This window comes from Pseudomonas sp. p50(2008) (assembly GCF_015351605.1).
GTDB lineage: Bacteria > Pseudomonadota > Gammaproteobacteria > Pseudomonadales > Pseudomonadaceae > Aquipseudomonas.
In genome coordinates this window covers 455461-473567 of record NZ_JACMYF010000002.1, presented here as the reverse complement: position 1 = coordinate 473567, position 18107 = coordinate 455461, and the positions used below count along the sequence as shown (strand labels likewise).

The following is an 18107-nucleotide window of genomic DNA, read 5'->3' as shown; positions in this document are numbered from 1 at the left end:
CCTCGCCACATAAGCGCTCTGCCAGTCTTAAACTGGCAGGCTGGTAGTCGACTTGATCTCCGACAACGCCACAATCGAGTTCACCTCCTGTATCCCCGGCACCATCGATAGTTTTTCGAAGAAGAAACGCTCGTACGCTTCAATGTCCGCCGTGACGATCCTCAGCAAAAAATCCACCGACCCCATTAGCACATAACATTCCAGCACCTCGGGAAAGCCCCGAATCGCTTCAGTGAACTCAGTGAAGTTCGAACGCCCATGGGCGTTGAGTTTGATCTCGGCAAAAATCTGCGTATTCAGCCCGATCTTCTTTCGATCAAGCAGCGTCACCTGCCCCCGAATGATCCCCTCCTCTTTCATCCGCTGTATCCGCCGCCAGCACGGCGATTGCGACAGCCCCACCTGCTCGGCGATCTGCGCACTCGACAGGGAGGCGTCTTCTTGCAGCAACGCGAGAATCTTGCGGTCGTACCCATCCAGATCGCTGTGCATAAAAAAACCTGATCTCACTATGTTCTTGAATTGTTCGATTCGATCATTCTCAAATAAGCCCCATCATAGATAAGAAATGCCCCGCTTCGAATGTAAAAATTTCCCCAGTGATTTTGGAGAAATAACATGCCGCATCTGGAAGCCGTCAACACCCCTTGCGCTCGAGCCGATGTCTGGAACGTCGGCAACGCTCATTGCCGCGTCCACTACCAACTGCTGGCCGAGGCCGAACCGGATTTGCTGTGTCGCGCGCTGAATCTGTTCGCCTTGCAGTTTCTGACGCCTGAACAGGTCAATGTGCAACGGACCGACGACCTGCTGTCCATCGACATCGTCATGGAAGGTCTCAGCTGGCATCGCGCCCAGGTAATTGCGGAAAAATTACGCAACCTGATCAGTGTGTGTTCGGTCGATCTGCAAAGGGCTGATTCGGTCTGGGAAGCGCCGGCTCAAGCGACAGGTTGAAAGAACTCGATACGGCTTCGTCGGGTAGTGGCCCAACGGTCGGCGGCAGCGCGACTATCCTTTGCGCACTGTTGTTCATGAGGAGCCCGCATGTCCGTTCAACTCGCCATTCAGGACCGCTGGCTGGATCTCAATGATTTGCTGCGCGAACTGGTCGCCCAAGGCTTTATCAGCCAGGACTCGGCCGAGCACGCGCTCAATGCCCGACGTCGCCATGCTGCCAATGGTCAACTGCATCCATTGGAATTCATCGCCAGCCAACACCTCGACGATCTCAGCCGTCCCGGCAAACACCTCGATCTGGAAGGCCTGACCCTTTGGTTGTCGCAGCAGGCCGGCCAGCCTTACCTGCGCATCGACCCGCTGAAAATCAATGTCGCGGCCATTACACCGCTGATGTCCTATGCCTTCGCCCAACGCCACAAGATCCTTGCGGTTTCCATCGACCGCGACGCCGTGACCGTGGCCAGCGCCCAGCCTTACGTCAATGGCTGGGAAGCCGACCTGACCCATGTGCTGAAATTGCCGATCAAGCGTGTTGTCGCCAACCCGGTCGACATCCAGCGCTTCAGCGTGGAGTTTTTCCGCCTGGCCAAATCAGTCAGCGGCGCGAGCACAGGCGATGCACAGTCAAACACCCTGGGCAACTTCGAACAGTTGCTCAATCTCGGTGCCAGCGATCAGGAACCGGATGCCAATGACGCGCACATCGTCAACATCGTCGACTGGCTGTTCCAGTACGCTTTCCAGCAGCGCGCCAGCGATATCCACATCGAACCCCGGCGCGAGCAAGGCACGGTACGTTTCCGCATCGACGGCGTACTGCACAACGTCTATCAATTCCCGCCGCAGGTGACCATGGCGATCGTCAGCCGGCTGAAAAGCCTCGGGCGGATGAACGTTGCGGAAAAACGCAAACCCCAGGACGGGCGAGTGAAGACGAAGACGCCGGACGGCGGCGAAGTCGAACTGCGCTTGTCGACGTTGCCGACGGCGTTCGGCGAAAAGATGGTCATGCGAATCTTCGACCCCGAAGTACTGCTCAAGGATTTCGACCAGCTGGGGTTTTCCGCCGAGGACTTGCGCCGCTGGCAGGACATGACCCGCCAGCCCAACGGCATCATCCTCGTGACCGGTCCGACCGGTTCCGGCAAGACCACGACGCTCTACACCACCCTCAAGAAACTGGCGACGCCCGAGGTCAACCTCTGCACCATCGAGGACCCGATTGAGATGGTCGAGCCGGCGTTCAACCAGATGCAGGTCCAACACAACATCGACCTGACCTTCGCCGCCGGTGTTCGTGCGCTGATGCGGCAAGACCCGGACATCATCATGATCGGCGAGATCCGCGACCTCGAAACCGCAGAAATGGCGATCCAGGCCGCCCTCACCGGCCACCTGGTGCTGTCGACGCTGCACACTAACGATGCACCCAGCGCCATCAGCCGCCTGCTTGAACTCGGTGTGCCGCACTACCTGATCAAAGCCACGGTGCTTGGCGTCATGGCCCAGCGCCTGGTGCGAACCTTGTGCTCGCACTGCAAGGCACCGCTGACCCTCAGTGAAGAAGACTGGCAGACCTTGACCAAACCCTGGCAGGCGCCGTTACCGGGGAATGCGCAGCGCGCCATCGGCTGCCTCGAATGTCGCGACACCGGTTACCGCGGGCGTGCCGGGGTGTATGAAATCATGCAATTGACCGACGGCGTCAAAGCCCTCATCAACCCCGACACAGATTTGCTGGCCATTCGGCGCCAGGCCTTCAAGGAAGGGATGCGCAGCTTGCGACTGTCGGGCGCGCAGAAGGTGGCAGCAGGCTTGACGACCATCGAGGAAGTGCTTCGAGTCACCCCGCAGAGCGAGCAAAAATAAATCCTTTGTCGCTTGATGATGCAACGGCCGACTTACGGTACTTATCCCGACCCGGCACCGCTACACTTCTGCGATCGTAACTTCGTTGCTTCACTCAACAGGGAATCGTTATGCAGATCGGTAGCGTGCTTTTACTTTTTGTCGGCCTGGTGGTCGCCATTCTGTTCATGGGTTTCAAGGTCGTGCCCCAGGGTTATCAATGGACGGTCGAGCGTTTCGGCCGTTACACCAACACCCTCAAACCCGGCCTGAACATCATCATCCCGGTCATGGACCGCATCGGTCGCAAGATCAACGTGATGGAAAGCGTGCTGGATATCCCGCCCCAGGAAGTCATCACCGCCGACAACGCCACGGTGCAAATCGATGCGGTGTGCTTCTTTCAGGTGGTCAACACCGCCCAGGCCGCCTACGAGGTGAACAACCTCGAACACGCGATTCGCAACCTGCTGCAAACCAACATCCGTACCGTGCTGGGTTCCATGGAGCTGGACGCGATGCTCAGCCAACGTGATGGCATTAATGAAAAGCTGCTGCGCACCGTCGATGAAGCCACTGCGCCGTGGGGCATCAAGATCACCCGGATCGAGATCAAGGACATCAGTCCACCTGCGGACCTGATGGCGGCAATGTCGGGGCAGATGAAAGCTGAACGAATCAAGCGTGCGCAGATTCTTGAAGCCGAAGGCCTGCGCGCCGCGGCGATCCTGACTGCAGAAGGCAAGAAGCAGGCGCAGATCCTGGAAGCCGAAGGGGGTCGTCAGGCCGCATTCCTCGAAGCCGAAGCCCGCGAACGTCAAGCCGAAGCCGAAGCCCAGGCCACTAAAGTCGTTTCGGAAGCCATCGCCGGTGGGAACGTGCAAGCGGTCAACTATTTCGTCGCTCAGAAGTACATCGATGCGCTGGGTAAACTGGCCTCGGCCAACAACAGCAAAGTGATCCTGATGCCACTCGAGGCCAGCTCGATGATCGGCGCAGTCGGCGGCATCGGCGAAATCGTCAAGGCCACGTTCGACAACAAGAAAGCCTGAGGCGCGCTATGTGGGCATTCCTGCAACATCTATCGTTCTGGGACTGGCTGGCATTAGGCACGTTGCTGCTGATTCTTGAAGTGTTCGGCGCGGGTGGCTACCTGCTGTGGATCGGTATGGCCGCAGCCGCAGTCGGTGTACTGACCTTTCTATTGCCGGGGATGACCTGGGAAATGCAGTTTTTGCTGTTTGGGCTGCTCTCGATCGCCACGGCACTGTATTGGTGGCACCGCCAGCGCAGCGCAGTGCGCCAGAGTGATCAGCCAAATCTGAATCTGCGGGGTCAGGAACTGATCGGTAAAACCTTTGTGGTGCATGAGGCGATTGTCGACGGACGCGGCAAGATCAAGGTTGCCGATGGCGTGTGGATGGCCAGCGGGGCAGACGCCGCTCTCGGCAGCCGTGTTCGGGTGATCGGCCAGCAAGGCGCCATTTTGCTGGTCGAACCGGAGTAATAGGCCGCTATGGAACTCGATTGCCTAAATGGCAATCCAACGCCGTAGTTAATCCTGTGGAGTCACCCATCATGCGTCTCAAACTTGCTGTCGCTACCATCGCTTTGTTGTCCCTTCCAGTCGGTTCAGCGATGGCTGACAGCTTTTGGCGTAACGTTCTCTCGTCCGGTGCCACCACCGGCTCGACCTACCTGACGTTCAAGGATCACAAGCTGATCATTGCAGCCCAGGACGATGCTGGCAGCTTCGTCGCCAGCGACGGCGGCATCCGCGGCCCGTACCTGGAAGCCGCCATGCAAAAAGTCCGGGCCGACAACCCTGGCCTCCAGGCCACGGACATGGAACTGGCCAATGCGATCCTGGCGAAAAATGCCGTAGCTTCAGAATAAGTAAATGTCCCAATAAAAAATGCCGCTCAGTGAGCGGCATTTTTTTGCCTGCCATAAACCCCTGCGGGCTGCAAATTCAGCGGTATTCATCCACCGGAACGCAGGCGCAGAACAGGTTTCGATCGCCATAGACGTTGTCCACCCGGTTCACTGCCGGCCAATACTTGTGAGCCTTGGTGTGTGCATCCGGCGTTACTGCCTGCTCAATGGTATAGGGCCGTTCCCACACCCCTGTGACATCCGCCAACGTATGCGGCGCACCTTTGAGTGGGTTGTCTTCGGCCGGCCAGTTGCCGTTCTGCACTTCGGTGATTTCCGCGCGAATGCTCAACATCGCGCCGATAAACCGGTCCAGCTCGGCTTTCGACTCGCTTTCGGTCGGTTCGACCATCAAGGTCCCCGGGACCGGAAACGACATGGTCGGCGCATGGAAGCCATAGTCCATCAGCCGCTTGGCGACGTCCTCTTCGGTGATCCCGGTCAGCGCCTTGAGTGGTCGTAAATCGAGGATGCATTCGTGAGCCACACGCTCATTGCGTCCGGTGTAAAGCACTGGAAAGGCACCGGACAGATGCCGAGCCAGGTAATTGGCCGCGAGAATCGCCACCTCGCTGGCATCCGCCAGTTGCGGCCCCATCATGGCGATGTACATCCAGCTGATGGGCAGAATGCTTGCGCTGCCCCACGGCGCGGCACTTACCGCGCCGTTCTGCGGCAGAGGACCGTCAATTGGTATCACCGGATGGTTGGCCACGAACGGCGCCAGATGCGCCCGCACACCAATCGGCCCCATGCCCGGGCCGCCACCGCCGTGCGGGATGCAAAAGGTTTTGTGCAAATTCATGTGAGAAACATCAGCGCCAATGTCCGCCGGCCGTGCCAGCCCGACCTGAGCGTTCAGGTTGGCGCCATCCATGTACACCTGGCCACCCTGGCTGTGGACAACCTCGCAGATCTCGCTGATGCCCTCCTCATACACGCCGTGGGTCGACGGATAAGTCGCCATCAGGCAGGCGAGTTTATCGCCGGCGGTCGCTGCTTTGTCCTTCAGGTCATCCAGATCGATGTTGCCCGCCTGGTCACACTCGACGATCACCACACGCATGCCGGCCATTTGCGCCGACGCGGGGTTGGTGCCGTGTGCCGAGGAAGGAATCAGGCAAATATCCCGTGCGCCCTCATGGCGGCTCTCGTGGTATTTGCGAATCGCCAGCAAGCCTGCGTACTCGCCCTGAGCGCCGGAGTTGGGCTGCATGCAAATCGCATCGAAACCGGTAATTGCGCAGAGCCAGCGCTCCAGCTCCTCGATCATCAGCGAATAACCGACGGCCTGCTCTTTGGGCGCAAAGGGGTGCAGATTGGCGAACTGCGGCCAGGTGATCGGGATCATCTCGCTGGTGGCATTGAGTTTCATGGTGCAGGAACCCAGCGGAATCATCGATTGGTTGAGCGCCAGGTCCTTGTTTTCCAGCTGTTTGAGATAGCGCAGCATCTCGGTTTCGCTGTGATGGGCGCTGAACACCGGGTGGCGCAGATAAGGCGAAGTGCGCAGCAATGCGTCCGGAATGCCGACCGAGAGCGTTTCAGCATCCAGTTCGTCGACCTTGAGCCCATGATCGGCACCTAGAAACACGTCAAACAGTTTGGCCACGGTGGATTCGTCGCAAGTTTCGTCCAGGCTCAGGCCCAGTTTCCCTCGCCCCAGAATGCGCAAATTGATCCGGGCGGCGTTGGCACTTTCAATGATCGCGGTTTGAGTGCCACCGACTTCCAACGTCAGAGTGTCGAAGAAGTGTTGATTGATTCTCGTGATTCCATTTCGCTCAAGCCCCGTCGCCAGGAGGCCGGTCAGCCGATGAACTCGCTGGGCAATTCGTTTAAGGCCTTCCGGACCATGGTAGACCGCGTAAAAGCTGGCGATATTGGCGAGTAACACTTGGGCAGTGCAGATGTTCGAGTTGGCTTTTTCTCGTCGGATATGTTGTTCGCGGGTTTGCAGGGCCATGCGCAACGCGACGTTGCCGCGAGCGTCTTTGGAGACACCGATGATCCGCCCCGGAATTGCGCGCTTGTATTCATCACGACTGGCGAAGAACGCCGCGTGTGGTCCGCCGTACCCCATGGGCACGCCGAATCGCTGGGAGGAGCCGAAGACCACGTCTGCACCCAATTCCCCTGGCGGCGTCAGCAGCAGCAGGCTTAGCAGGTCGGTTGCGACGCAAGCCAGCGCTTGCTGGGCATGCAACTGGTCGATCACCGGCCGCAGATCGCGAATTTCGCCATGGGTGTCGGGATACTGCAGCAGCGCGCCAAACACCTGGTGCTGCTTCAAGTTGTCCACCGCGTCGATGATCAGCTCGAAACCGAAGCCTTCTGCACGGGTCTGCACCACAGAAATGGTCTGCGGATGGCAGTTTTCGTCAACGAAGAACAGATTGCTTTTGGACTTGGCCACGCGTTTGGCCAGCGCCATGGCTTCTGCTGCGGCGGTTGCTTCATCCAGTAGTGAAGCGTTGGCCAGCTCCAGACCCGTGAGGTCGATGATCAATTGCTGGAAATTAAGCAGCGCCTCCAGACGTCCTTGGGCAATCTCTGGCTGATACGGCGTGTAGGCGGTGTACCAGCCAGGATTTTCCAGCACGTTTCGCAAAATCACGGCCGGCGTGAGGGTGCCGTGGTAGCCCATGCCGATCAGGCTGGTCCAGACCTGGTTCTGTTCGGCGTAACCCCGAAGCTTGGCCAGGGCGGCCTCTTCGTCGAGGGCAGGCGGCAGATCGAGCTCACGGTTCAGGCGAATTCCCGGTGGCACCGTCTGTTCGATGAGCTCAATCCGACTGCCCACGCCCAGACTGTCGAGCATCGCCTGCTGCTCGGCGGCATCGGGCCCTAAGTGGCGACGAAGAAAGGCATTGGGATCGCGTAACTGGCTCAAGGACGGCAACTGGGACATGACGGGCTCTCTCTTGACTGGCGCTCTGCGTCGATGCAACACGGTCAAACCAGCATAGCAGCCGAAGTCGGGGGGCCTTGAAGATCAAAAAGATCGCAGCCTGACACAAAAAAGCCCCGACAGGTCGGGGCTTTGGGGGTGACGCTAAACGCTTACTCGCCGATGGCAGCCTTGTAGCCAGCCGCGTCGAGCAGCTTGTCCAGGTCGGCAGCGTTGCTTGGCTTGAGCTTGAAGATCCAGGCGCCGTACGGGTCGGAGTTCAGCAGCTCCGGGTTGGCGCTCAGCTCTTCGTTGACTGCGACCACTTCACCGGCCACCGGGGAGTAAATGTCGGAGGCGGCTTTTACCGACTCAACGACACCGGATTGATCACCCGCAGCGAAGACGGTTCCGACTTCGGTTAGCTCTACAAACACCACATCGCCCAGCGCTTCCTGCGCGTGATCGCTGATGCCCACGGTGACAGTACCATCGGCTTCAAGACGGGCCCATTCGTGACTTTCGGCAAAACGCAGGTCGGCAGGAATATCGCTCATGTTCTGTGTCCTCAAAAAATGGTCAGCGGTCATGCCCGCCGGAAAAGGTTAAATCAAGGTTTTGCCGTGGCGTACGAAGGTCGGTTTGACCACTCGGACCGGGTACCACTTGCCACGGATTTCCACTTCTGCGCGGTCGGCTGTCGCCATCGGCACGCGCGCCAGTGCAATAGACTTGCTTAGCGTAGGAGAGAAACTACCACTGGTGATCTCTCCTTCGCCAACATCTGCGATCCGAACCACTTGATGAGCGCGCAATACCCCGCGTTCTTCAAGCACCAGACCGACCAATTTGTGCTGAATACCACCCGCTCGCTCGGCTTCCAGAGCAGTACGGCCGATGAACTGGCGCGTGGCCGGCTCCCAGGCAATGCTCCAGGCCATATTGGACGCCAGCGGCGAAACATCCTGGTGAATGTCCTGGCCATACAGGTTCATCCCGGCTTCGACCCGCAGGGTATCCCGCGCGCCAAGGCCGATCGGCGAAATCCCCGCGCCAACCAGATCGTTGAAGAATCCGGGGGCCTGATGCGCTGGCAGGATGATTTCCAGACCGTCTTCGCCGGTGTAGCCGGTGCGCGCGATGAACCAGTCACCGTCCGGCAAACCTTCGAATGGCTTGAGCATCTGGATCAGGTTGCCGCGAGACTGGGTGACGAGTTCAGAGATCTTGTGTCGGGCCTGGGGTCCCTGAATGGCCAGCATCGCCAGCTCCGCGCGCTCATTGAGCGTGACATCGAAGCTGCCGAGATGTGACTGCATCCAGGCCAGGTCCTGATCGCGAGTGGACGCATTGACCACCAGACGATAACCGTCTTCAAGACGGTAGACGATCATGTCGTCGACGATACCGCCATGCTCATTGAGCATAGTGCTGTACAGCGCACGTCCCGGGCTGTGCAGTCGTCCGACGTCATTGCTCAGCAAATGCTGGAGCCAGGCTTTGGCCTGGGGGCCGCCGATATCGATCACGGTCATGTGGGATACATCGAAAACCCCGCAATCGCGGCGCACCTGATGGTGTTCCTCGACCTGCGAGCCGTAATGCAGAGGCATATCCCAACCGCCAAAATCGACCATCTTCGCGCCGAGGGCGAGATGAAGGTCATACAGAGGCGTACGCTGTCCCATGGGTTTCTCCTTCCGGGCGTGGCGAAGGTGCGGGCAAGTACTGCACGGAGTGAAAGCCTTGAAATAGAGGGCTTTCAGCCGATTTCAGCGACCTGGTCTGTAGGACGTGCCGCACCGAATGCCGCGCATTGTAGCTGCAAGGTGTAGGACTGACACCTAGGCGTTTCGATGCGCTGAACGTCGGATCAATCCGATGACCGGTAACAACCCGACCAAAACCAGGGTCAGTGCCGGCAACGACGCACGCGCCCACTCACCCTCGCTGGTCATTTCAAAGATGCGAACCGCCAGCGTATCCCAGCCAAACGGGCGCATCAGCAGGGTTGCGGGCATCTCCTTGAGCACATCGACGAACACCAGCAACGCAGCACTCAACGTTCCGGGCAGCAGCAACGGCAGATACACTTTGAAAAACAGTCGAGGTCCACTGACGCCCAGGCTACGTGCCGCTTCGGGCAAAGATGGCCGTATTCGCGCCAGGCTGCTTTCAAGCGGTCCGTAGGCCACCGCGATGAACCGCACCAGATAGGCCAGCAACAGTGCCGACAGGCTGCCCAGCAGCAAAGGCTTGCCAGCGCCTCCCAACCAGCCTGACAACGGAATCACCAGTTCACGATCCAGGTAACTGAATGCCAGCATGATCGAGACGGCCAATACCGAACCTGGCAGCGCATAGCCGAGGTTGGCCAGGCTGACACCGGAACGGATCGCCTGCGTGGGTGCCAGTCGACGGGCAAATGCCAACACCAGGGCCACGCTGACGGTGATCAATGCAGCGATGCCGCCCAGGTAGAGGGTATGAAGGATCAGCCCGGCATATCGCTCATCCAGGTCAAAGCGTCCGCGCTGCCAGAACCACACGACCAGTTGCAGCATAGGAATGACAAAGGCGCACGCGAACACCAGACCGCACCAGCTCATGGCCGCCACGGCTTTGAATCCGCGCAGGTGGTACAGCGCTTTGACGCGTGGTCGTTCGTTGCTCGCCCTGTTCGCCCCGCGTGCACGACGCTCGCCGTACAGCACGACCATCACCACCAGCAGCAACAGACTGGCGAGTTGCGCCGCCGTGGAAAGGCTGAAGAACCCGTACCAGGTTTTGTAGATGGCGGTGGTAAACGTATCGAAGTTAAACACCGACACCGCACCGAAATCCGCTAGGGTTTCCATCAACGCCAACGCCACGCCTGCTCCGATGGCAGGTCGCGCCATCGGCAACGCGACTCGCCAGAACGCCTGCCACGGCGATTGTCCGAGGACACGGGCCGCTTCCATCAGGCCTTTACCTTGGGCGAGGAACGCCGTGCGCGCCAACAGATAAACGTAAGGATAGAAAACCAGCACCAGCACCAGAATCACGCCACCGGTCGAACGAACTCGAGGCAACCGCAGCCCCGTGCCGAACCATTCGCGCAGCAGGGTTTGCACAGGGCCTGCGAAATCCAGCAAGCCAACAAAGACAAATGCCAGAACATACGCGGGAATCGCGAACGGCAGCATCAATGCCCAATCCAGCCAGCGCCGACCGGGGAATTCGCAAAGACTGGTGAGCCAGGCGAGGCTGACACCGAGCAAGGTCACGCCGACACCCACACCGACCACCAGGGTTAATGTGTTGGCCAGCAGCCGTGGCATCTGGGTTTCCCAGAGGTGGGACCAGATTTGAGTGTCGAGGGTTTGCCAGGAGAGAAACAGGACGCTTAGTGGCAGCAGGACCAGCGCAGCGATGGCGAAGACCAGGGGATACCAGCGGCGTTGGGCGGGGTGGGCCAAGGAAAAGCTCTCTGAGGTAAATCAACGAAATGTACGTGAAACGCAAAAAGATCGCAGCCTGCGGCCGCTCCTACATTGAAACTCATCACCCTGTAGGAGCTGCCGAAGGCTGCGATCTTTTGATCTTCGAACGTTGCGACTCAGTTCCAGCCAGCGCGATCCATCATGCGAATCGCTTCAGCCTGACGCTTGCCCGCGATTTCCACCGGCAAGGTGTCCGCGACAAACTTGCCCCAACTCGCCACTTCAGCGGAGGGCTGAACAGCCGGGTTGGCCGGGAATTCCTGGTTTACGTCGGCAAAGATCTTCTGCGCTTCAGGTGTGGTCATCCACTCAACCAACGCCTTGGCTGCTTCTGGATGCGGCGCATGCTTGGTCAGGCCGATGCCCGACAAGTTGACGTGCACACCACGGTCACCCTGGTTTGGCCAGAACAGCTTCACCGCCAGATCCGGCTTCTGCTTGTGCAGGCGGCCGTAGTAGTAAGTGTTGACGATGCCGACGTCGCATTGGCCAGCGTTGATCGCTTCCAGCACCGCGATGTCGTCGGAGAACACGTCGGTGGACAGGTTATTCACCCAGCCTTTGAGAATTTTCTCGGTTTTGTCGGCACCGTGGACTTCGATCATGGTGGCGGTCAGGGACTGGTTGTAGACCTTCTTCGCTGTACGCAAGCACAAGCGACCTTCCCAGTTTTTGTCGGCCAGGCCCTCGTACGTGGTCAACTCGCCCGGTTTCACGCGGTCGGTGGAATAGGCGATGGTCCGGGCGCGCAGGCTCAGGCCGGTCCAGGCATGGGCGGAAGAGCGGTATTGCAGCGGAATATTGGCGTCGATCACCTTGGAGGTGAACGGTTGGAGGATGCCCATCTGCTCGGCCTGCCAGAGGTTCCCGGCATCGACGGTGAGCAGCAGGTCGGCGGTTGCGTTCTCGCCTTCGGCCTTGATGCGCTGCATCAGCGGCGCTTCCTTGTCGGTGATGAATTTGATTTTCACCCCGGTTTTGGCGGTGTAGGCATCGAAGACCGGCTTGATCAGCTCGTCGATCCGGGAGGAGTAAACCACCACTTCGTCGGCGGCCTGGGCGGCAGTGCTGCCAATCAGGGTCAGGGCGATTGCGGTCAGTAGACGCTTCGGTGCCAACATGGGAGCGATCCCTCGATAGAAAAGTGAGGGCAAATGATAAGGACTCACATTTACCATCTCAATCGATCAGTTCGCGGAGGCGTTACCAGATGTTGCACAGACGGAAATCGCCCCAAGGTTGTGTAGATCTTAGGGTTTGGCTAAGGCCGGAAGGTCCCCGGTCAAGCCCAGCGCTTCACGCACAAAAAGCGCCTTGGCCTCGGGCATTTGATCAACCAGCTTCAACCCGGCGTTGCGCAGCCAGCGCATCGGCAACGGGTCGGCCTGGAACAATCGCTCGAAACCTTCCATCGCCGCCATCAGCGCCAGGTTATGAGGCATGCGTCGACGCTCGTATCGGCTCAGCACTTTGACATCCGCCAGTTGTTCGCCGCGAGCGGCCGCTTGCAGCAGTACTTCGGCCAGCACGGCGGCATCAAGGAACCCAAGGTTCACGCCCTGCCCCGCCAGCGGGTGAATGGTGTGGGCCGCATCGCCGATCAGCGCCAGGCCTTGCTGGACATAACGCTTGGCATGGCGCTGGCGCAGCGGAACGCACAGACGCGGATCAGCGCTTATCACCTTGCCAAGCCGGCCTTCAAAGGCCCGCTCGAGCTCCCGGCAAAAGACTTCTTCATCCAGCGCCATCAAGCGTTCGGCTTCACTTGGGGTGGTCGACCAGACGATCGAGCACCAGCCCTGCTGTCCATCGCGCTCCAGCGGCAGAAACGCCAGCGGCCCGTTATCGGTGAAGCGCTGCCAGGCGGTCATCTGATGAGGCTGGGTACTGCGTACGCTGGTGACGATGGCGTGGTGCATATAATCCCATTCCCGCGTCGCCATGCCGGTCAGGCGCCGCACGGCCGAGTTGGCACCATCGGCAGCGATTACCAGGGGAGCCCGCAACGTGCGGCCATCAGCAAGGGTCAGCAACCAGTCATCCCCGGAGCGACGCATCTGTTCCAGGCGAGCATTGGCCAGCATGCCCAGGTCGCAGTCATGCAAGCGATCGAGCAAAGCGTCCTGAACCACGCGGTTCTCGACAATGTGCCCGAGTACTTCGGCATGCACACTGGCGGCCGAGAAGTGAATTTGCCCGGTCCCGCTGCCGTCCCAGACATGCATGTCGGAGTAAGGACTGCTGCGTCGGTTTTCGATGCCTTCCCAGACACCCAAACGCTGCAGAATCCGCTGGCTGGCCGTCGACAAGGCACTCACTCGCGGCTCGAACGGTGTCTCGCTATCGAACGGTTTGACGCTCATGGGGCTGCCGTCCAGCAGCAGCACTTGCAGCCCGCTGTCCTGCAACGCGAGCGCCAGGGCGCTGCCGACCATTCCGGCCCCGACAATCAGCAGATCTGCGCGCATGTCCATGCTTTAAGCCTGTCTCGCTTGCGGCTTGAGCCGCACGTAAAGGGTTTTCCCGACGCGCGCCACCAAGTGACCCGCGCCGTCGTGAATATCGACCTGCAACTGCGGCAGGTATTTTTCGCCATCGGCGGTCTGCCGGCGGATCTCATCGAGCAAGGTGTCGTCGATGGTGAAGCGGGCGAACACCGGACCTTTGCCCGGCGAAATGAAATCGATGTCGGCGGCCTTGTCCCAAACGATGTAACGGTGGCCCAGGTTTTCCATCAGCATCAGCATGAAAAACGGGTCGACCATCGAGTACAGGCTGCCGCCGAACTGGGTGCCAACGTAATTGCGGTTGTACCAGCTCAGACCCATGGACACCCGGACATCGCGAAAATCTTCGCTGATGTGCTGCACCCGCACACCGGCGCCGAGATACGGCGGGTAGAAAGTCATGGCCCAACGCATCAACCGCGCTTTTGCGAACCTGCTGGTGAGCCACTTAAGCATCGGGACGGGTACCCAAACCCATGGCCTGCCGGGCAAACCAGCGCTTGGCTGGCGGCAACAGATCGAGACCGAGCAGGCCGAGGTTACGGCCCAGGGAAACCAGTGGCTGGGTGCTGCCGAAAAGACGGGTCACTTGATCGGAGAAGCCTACGGTCAGGTTTTGATCCAGACGCTGGCGCTCGCGGTATGCCTGCAACGTCGCGAAGTCGCCAGGCGCTGTCTCGCTCGCCAGCAACGCATCGGCCAGCGCCTGGGCATCACGCAGCGACAGGTTGAAGCCTTGTCCGGCAATCGGGTGCAGGCTGTGAGCGGCGTTGCCGAGAATCGCCAGATGCGGGCGCACCTGTTCTTCGGCTTCGATCAACGCCAGCGGGTACAAATGCCGTGCGCCGACTTGTTTCAGGGTGCCGAGACGATAACCGAACACACCCTGCAATTCGCTGAGGAAGTCACGATCGTCCAGCGCCGCCAGCCGTTGCGCATCCATGCCCAGACGGGTCCAGACCAGGGCGCAGCGATTGTCCGGCAGCGGCAGCAACGCCATCGGGCCATCGTCGGTAAAACGTTCGAAGGCCACGCCGTTGTGGGATTCGCTCGGGGTGATGTTGGCGATCAGCGCACTCTGGTTGTACGGACGCTTCTTGATGCCGATGCCCAGTTGCTCGCGCAGCCCGGAACGACCGCCATCGGCCAGCACCGCAAGGTCACATTCCAGGGTGGTTTCATCGTTGAGGGTCAGGCGGTAGCCGTCAGTCAGCGGTTCCATCCGGGTGACTTCCGCTGGGCAACGCCAACTGATCACGTCCTTGTCCAGACCTTGCCAGAGGCATTGACCGAGCCAGGCGTTTTCCACCACATACCCGAGCGCCGGAACGCCCTCTTCCATCGCCGACAGCCGCGCGGTGGAAAAACGCCCGCGATCGGAAACATGAATCTGTTTGATCGGCTCGGCGCGGCGGGAGATTTCCTGCCACACGCCCAGCCGTTGATAAATTTGTCGGGCGCCGAAGGACAGCGCCGAAGAACGGGCGTCATAGCTCGGTTGGTAGGTGTCACCTGGAGCGAATGGCTCGATCAGCACGATCTTCCAGCCTCGCGCCTTGGCCCCGGCCTGCAATGCCAACGCCAGACTGGCGCCGACCAGACCGCCCCCGATGATTGCCAGATTGACCCGACTCATGCCGCCTGTGTCCTTGCTGCGGCCATCAGGGCCTCGATCTCGGCGACTGTTTTCGGTACGCCTTGGGTCAGGATTTCACAACCGGTTTTGGTCACCACTACGTCGTCCTCGATGCGCACGCCAATGCCACGCCATTTTTTCGCTACGTTCTGGTTGTTCGGAGCGATGTAGATACCCGGCTCCACCGTCAACGCCATACCGACCTCAAGCACCCGCCATTCACCGCCGACCCGGTACTCGCCCACGTCATGCACATCCATGCCCAGCCAGTGACCGGCGCGGTGCATGTAGAACGCCTTGTACGCCTCGCTGGCGATCAGCTCGTCTACGTCACCCTGCAACAGACCCAGTTCAACCAGGCCCGAAGTAATCACCCGGACCGTTGCTTCATGGGCCTGGTTCCAGTGCTTGTTCGGGGCAATTTCGGCAAATGCGGCTTCTTGTGAGGCCAGCACCAACTCGTAGATTGCCTTCTGTTCCGCTGAATACTTGCCGTTGACCGGCCAGGTGCGGGTGATATCGCTGGCGTAGCAATCGATTTCACAACCTGCATCGATCAGCACCAGGTCACCATCCTTGAGCACCGCGTCGTTTTGCTGGTAATGCAGGATGCAGCTATTGCGCCCCGCCGCGACAATCGAACCATAGGCCGGCATCTTGGCCCCGCCTTTGCGGAACTCGTAGTCAAGCTCGGCTTCGAGACTGAACTCATACAACCCTGCCCGGCTGGCCTGCATCGCGCGGATGTGCGCCTGGGCGGAAATCCGCGCGGCCTCGCGCATCACCTTCACTTCTGCCGCCGATTTATACAGGCGCATGTCGTGCAGCAGATGATCCAGGGCAACGTATTCGTTCGGCGGCTGGGCGCCAAGGTGCGCTTTGGAGCGGATCACGTTGATCCAGTCCATCAGGTGCCGATCAAACTCAGGGTTACTGCCCATGGCCGAATAGACCCGGTCGCGGCCTTCGATCAGGCCCGGCAGGATGTCGTCGATGTCGGTGATGGGAAAGGCATCGTCAGCACCGAAGTCGCGAATGGCGCCTTCCTGACCGGCACGCAGACCGTCCCACAACTCGCGTTCGGCATTGCGCTCACGGCAGAACAGGATGTATTCGCCATGCAGGCGTCCGGGCATCAACACGAGAACAGCCTGGGGTTCGGGAAAACCGCTCAGGTACTGAAAATCGCTGTCCTGACGGTAGACGTGCTCGACGTCGCGATTGCGGATAGCAACCGCGGCGGCGGGCAGAATGGCGATGCTGTTGGGTTCCATCTGCGCCATCAAGGCCTTGCGGCGACGGCTGTATTCCGATTTCGGGATATGAATCATGGGCAGATGGCGTTCCCTGGCAGTCGATTAATGCAGTGACGGCTTGGCAGCAGCAGGCGCATCCGGCTTTTTGGTTTCGCTGAACAGCAGCAGCGGTGCAACGCGCAGGTACTCCATCACTTCCATGTAGTCGCTTTCACCGTCGTCGGACTCTTCCAGGGCGTCTTGCACCTGGGAAATGGCCGCCAGATCCTGCAGGACTTCCGTGGCTTCGGGGCTCAACATGCTGCTGTCACGGCAGTTCAGGCCGAAACCGCTGAGGAAGCCCTGGCACCATTGGCCCAGTGCAGCGGCACGGTCAGCCAGAGGCTCGTCATCGGTGGGCAGCAACAGTACGACGGTCACGTCGTCACCGGTAAGCTCGCCCTTGACCATCTCCTGCAAGCCGATCAAGGCATTGCGGACGTTATCCTGCGGCTCGCTTTCGAGCAGCTCGGCGGCATCGACCAGCCAGCCCTCGGCATCGAAGCCGGCACCGGCGCAACTGCGCCCGAGCAACAGGCCATGCAGTTCGGCAGGCGAGACGTTATGACCGCTGGAAGTCAGCAGGGTGGTGAAGGCTTGGTACGGGGAATTCTGAATGGGCATGGGCAGCTAGGCGCCAGACGGCGCTATGTCTAGAATGAAGGCCTTGTATCCTACATCGACAGACTCGCCAAGACTATTAAAGGCTGTCCGCCAGCTACCACACACTAGACACAATCTCAGTGGACACAATGGAAGACACAGACCTGCAAGCGCTGATGGCGAGACTCGAGTTGCTAATTGACCGAGTCGAGCAACTAAAGAGCCAAAACGGACTCCTATTAGCTCAGGAAAAGACCTGGCGCGAAGAACGCGCGCACCTCATTGAAAAAAACGAAATCGCCCGGCGTAAGGTCGAATCGATGATTTCGCGCCTCAAGGCCCTGGAGCAAGACTCATGAGTTCAAGCAATAGCGTTACCGTGCAGATCCTCGATAAAGAATATTCGATCATCTGCCCCCAGGAAGAGCGCAGCAATCTGGTGAGCGCCGCCCGTTACCTGGACGGCAAGATGCGCGAAATCCGCAGCAGCGGCAAAGTCATCGGCGCCGACCGCATTGCCGTGATGGCTGCGCTGAACATCACCCACGATCTTCTGCACAAGGAAGAACGCCCGGATGTGCAGGCCAGCGGCTCGACGCGAGAGCAAGTTCGCGACCTTCTGGATCGTGTCGATCTGGTGCTCGCGACCGATCCGGACGTCACCAAGGGCTGAAACGCGAAACAGCTTGAGGTATACTCGCATCACTCCCTGGGGTGCTTGCCAGTTGACCACGTCCCTGAGCCGATTCGCACTACCCTGGAGGTTGCACGTTGGGCTGGTGTGCATGTCCGCTAGACGGAAAGCCTTAAAGCCTACTGCATCTTCCACCTTGAACTTTCGGGTTCAAGGGCTAAGTCAGCAGCGGTTCATCCGGGGAGCCTGATTCCAGTCCGATGCCGGTTTAAATACCGGCATCGGCTTTTTTACGGGTACGATTTGAGTAC

At 59.6% G+C, this 18107-nt stretch carries 18 protein-coding genes and 1 other RNA gene; 8 read left to right on the top strand and 11 right to left on the bottom strand.

The window, feature by feature from the left end; translation table 11 throughout:
• Positions 1 to 27: 27 nt before the first annotated feature.
• Positions 28 to 492, bottom strand: a complete 465-nt coding sequence (locus H7698_RS07225) for an Lrp/AsnC family transcriptional regulator (RefSeq protein ID WP_162438417.1) — start codon at positions 490 to 492, stop codon at positions 28 to 30.
• A gap of 126 nt (positions 493 to 618) precedes the next feature.
• Between H7698_RS07225 and H7698_RS07220 the strand changes: the two genes are divergently transcribed.
• The 5 genes from H7698_RS07220 (at position 619) to H7698_RS07200 (ending at position 4707) form a co-directional block, all read left to right on the top strand.
• Positions 619 to 957: a hypothetical protein gene (locus H7698_RS07220; protein WP_194690975.1), complete on the top strand. Its 339-nt coding sequence runs from the start codon at positions 619 to 621 to the stop codon at positions 955 to 957.
• A gap of 90 nt (positions 958 to 1047) precedes the next feature.
• Positions 1048 to 2832, top strand: coding sequence for a GspE/PulE family protein (locus H7698_RS07215; protein WP_162438419.1), 1785 nt, complete (start codon positions 1048 to 1050; stop codon positions 2830 to 2832).
• 110 nt (positions 2833 to 2942) lie between these two features.
• Positions 2943 to 3863 (top strand): SPFH domain-containing protein, encoded by a 921-nt coding sequence (locus H7698_RS07210; protein ID WP_008150402.1) that lies wholly within the window; start codon positions 2943 to 2945, stop codon positions 3861 to 3863.
• A gap of 8 nt (positions 3864 to 3871) precedes the next feature.
• On the top strand, positions 3872 to 4318 hold the full coding sequence (locus tag H7698_RS07205; protein ID WP_162438420.1) for an NfeD family protein: 447 nt from the start codon (positions 3872 to 3874) through the stop codon (positions 4316 to 4318).
• Between the two features lie 71 nt (positions 4319 to 4389).
• Complete coding sequence (locus H7698_RS07200; RefSeq protein WP_150712997.1) at positions 4390 to 4707, top strand: DUF2388 domain-containing protein; 318 nt, start codon at positions 4390 to 4392, stop codon at positions 4705 to 4707.
• Between the two features lie 76 nt (positions 4708 to 4783).
• Here H7698_RS07200 and gcvP read toward each other — a convergent pair whose 3' ends face one another.
• The 10 genes from gcvP to H7698_RS07150 form a co-directional block, all read right to left on the bottom strand.
• Positions 4784 to 7657: an aminomethyl-transferring glycine dehydrogenase gene (gcvP, locus tag H7698_RS07195; protein ID WP_194690974.1), complete on the bottom strand. Its 2874-nt coding sequence runs from the start codon at positions 7655 to 7657 to the stop codon at positions 4784 to 4786.
• A gap of 152 nt (positions 7658 to 7809) precedes the next feature.
• Positions 7810 to 8193, bottom strand: a complete 384-nt coding sequence (gene gcvH, locus H7698_RS07190; protein ID WP_162438422.1) for a glycine cleavage system protein GcvH — start codon at positions 8191 to 8193, stop codon at positions 7810 to 7812.
• Positions 8194 to 8241: 48 nt separating this feature from the next.
• The gene (gene gcvT, locus H7698_RS07185; protein ID WP_162438423.1) at positions 8242 to 9324 is read right to left on the bottom strand and encodes a glycine cleavage system aminomethyltransferase GcvT; all 1083 of its coding nucleotides are present in this window, start codon (positions 9322 to 9324) and stop codon (positions 8242 to 8244) included.
• A 156-nt stretch (positions 9325 to 9480) separates the two neighbouring features.
• The gene (locus tag H7698_RS07180) at positions 9481 to 11097 is read right to left on the bottom strand and encodes an ABC transporter permease (RefSeq protein ID WP_162438424.1); all 1617 of its coding nucleotides are present in this window, start codon (positions 11095 to 11097) and stop codon (positions 9481 to 9483) included.
• Positions 11098 to 11237: 140 nt separating this feature from the next.
• Positions 11238 to 12242, bottom strand: coding sequence for an extracellular solute-binding protein (locus H7698_RS07175; protein ID WP_162438425.1), 1005 nt, complete (start codon positions 12240 to 12242; stop codon positions 11238 to 11240).
• Positions 12243 to 12371: 129 nt separating this feature from the next.
• Positions 12372 to 13589 (bottom strand): 2-octaprenyl-3-methyl-6-methoxy-1,4-benzoquinol hydroxylase, encoded by a 1218-nt coding sequence (locus H7698_RS07170; protein ID WP_194691117.1) that lies wholly within the window; start codon positions 13587 to 13589, stop codon positions 12372 to 12374.
• Between the two features lie 9 nt (positions 13590 to 13598).
• Positions 13599 to 14084 carry a DUF4442 domain-containing protein gene (locus H7698_RS07165; RefSeq protein ID WP_162438427.1) on the bottom strand — a complete coding sequence of 162 codons (486 nt, stop codon included), beginning with the start codon at positions 14082 to 14084 and terminating at the stop codon, positions 13599 to 13601.
• Complete coding sequence (ubiH, locus tag H7698_RS07160; RefSeq protein WP_162438428.1) at positions 14077 to 15264, bottom strand: 2-octaprenyl-6-methoxyphenyl hydroxylase; 1188 nt, start codon at positions 15262 to 15264, stop codon at positions 14077 to 14079. Before ubiH ends, H7698_RS07165 begins: the two co-directional genes overlap by 8 nt.
• Positions 15261 to 16595, bottom strand: coding sequence for a Xaa-Pro aminopeptidase (pepP, locus tag H7698_RS07155; RefSeq protein WP_162438429.1), 1335 nt, complete (start codon positions 16593 to 16595; stop codon positions 15261 to 15263). Before pepP ends, ubiH begins: the two co-directional genes overlap by 4 nt.
• A gap of 27 nt (positions 16596 to 16622) precedes the next feature.
• Positions 16623 to 17183, bottom strand: a complete 561-nt coding sequence (locus H7698_RS07150) for a YecA/YgfB family protein (protein WP_162438430.1) — start codon at positions 17181 to 17183, stop codon at positions 16623 to 16625.
• 128 nt (positions 17184 to 17311) lie between these two features.
• Between H7698_RS07150 and H7698_RS07145 the strand changes: the two genes are divergently transcribed.
• The 3 genes from H7698_RS07145 to ssrS all read left to right on the top strand — a co-directional run bounded on the left by H7698_RS07145 (position 17312) and on the right by ssrS (position 18044).
• Positions 17312 to 17521, top strand: a complete 210-nt coding sequence (locus tag H7698_RS07145) for a TIGR02449 family protein (protein WP_003177365.1) — start codon at positions 17312 to 17314, stop codon at positions 17519 to 17521.
• Positions 17518 to 17835 (top strand): cell division protein ZapA, encoded by a 318-nt coding sequence (locus tag H7698_RS07140; RefSeq protein WP_007942435.1) that lies wholly within the window; start codon positions 17518 to 17520, stop codon positions 17833 to 17835. Before H7698_RS07145 ends, H7698_RS07140 begins: the two co-directional genes overlap by 4 nt.
• 30 nt (positions 17836 to 17865) lie before the next feature.
• Positions 17866 to 18044, top strand: a non-coding RNA gene (gene ssrS / locus H7698_RS07135) — 6S RNA.
• Positions 18045 to 18107: the final 63 nt, after the last annotated feature.

Bases quoted from the DNA above. Each gene is read 5' to 3' on its own strand.
- gcvT (WP_162438423.1), bottom strand. From the start codon at position 9,324: ATGGGACAGCGTACGCCTCTGTATGACCTTCATCTCGCCCTCGGCGCG.
- H7698_RS07145 (WP_003177365.1), top strand. From the start codon at position 17,312: ATGGAAGACACAGACCTGCAAGCGCTGATGGCGAGACTCGAGTTGCTA.
- H7698_RS07165 (WP_162438427.1), bottom strand. From the start codon at position 14,084: ATGCTTAAGTGGCTCACCAGCAGGTTCGCAAAAGCGCGGTTGATGCGT.
- pepP (WP_162438429.1), bottom strand. From the start codon at position 16,595: ATGATTCATATCCCGAAATCGGAATACAGCCGTCGCCGCAAGGCCTTG.
- H7698_RS07205 (WP_162438420.1), top strand. From the start codon at position 3,872: ATGTGGGCATTCCTGCAACATCTATCGTTCTGGGACTGGCTGGCATTA.
- H7698_RS07140 (WP_007942435.1), top strand. From the start codon at position 17,518: ATGAGTTCAAGCAATAGCGTTACCGTGCAGATCCTCGATAAAGAATAT.
- gcvH (WP_162438422.1), bottom strand. From the start codon at position 8,193: ATGAGCGATATTCCTGCCGACCTGCGTTTTGCCGAAAGTCACGAATGG.
- gcvP (WP_194690974.1), bottom strand. From the start codon at position 7,657: ATGTCCCAGTTGCCGTCCTTGAGCCAGTTACGCGATCCCAATGCCTTT.
- ubiH (WP_162438428.1), bottom strand. From the start codon at position 15,264: ATGAGTCGGGTCAATCTGGCAATCATCGGGGGCGGTCTGGTCGGCGCC.
- H7698_RS07170 (WP_194691117.1), bottom strand. From the start codon at position 13,589: ATGCGCGCAGATCTGCTGATTGTCGGGGCCGGAATGGTCGGCAGCGCC.
- H7698_RS07220 (WP_194690975.1), top strand. From the start codon at position 619: ATGCCGCATCTGGAAGCCGTCAACACCCCTTGCGCTCGAGCCGATGTC.
- H7698_RS07225 (WP_162438417.1), bottom strand. From the start codon at position 492: ATGCACAGCGATCTGGATGGGTACGACCGCAAGATTCTCGCGTTGCTG.
- H7698_RS07210 (WP_008150402.1), top strand. From the start codon at position 2,943: ATGCAGATCGGTAGCGTGCTTTTACTTTTTGTCGGCCTGGTGGTCGCC.
- H7698_RS07175 (WP_162438425.1), bottom strand. From the start codon at position 12,242: ATGTTGGCACCGAAGCGTCTACTGACCGCAATCGCCCTGACCCTGATT.
- H7698_RS07200 (WP_150712997.1), top strand. From the start codon at position 4,390: ATGCGTCTCAAACTTGCTGTCGCTACCATCGCTTTGTTGTCCCTTCCA.
- H7698_RS07150 (WP_162438430.1), bottom strand. From the start codon at position 17,183: ATGCCCATTCAGAATTCCCCGTACCAAGCCTTCACCACCCTGCTGACT.
- H7698_RS07215 (WP_162438419.1), top strand. From the start codon at position 1,048: ATGTCCGTTCAACTCGCCATTCAGGACCGCTGGCTGGATCTCAATGAT.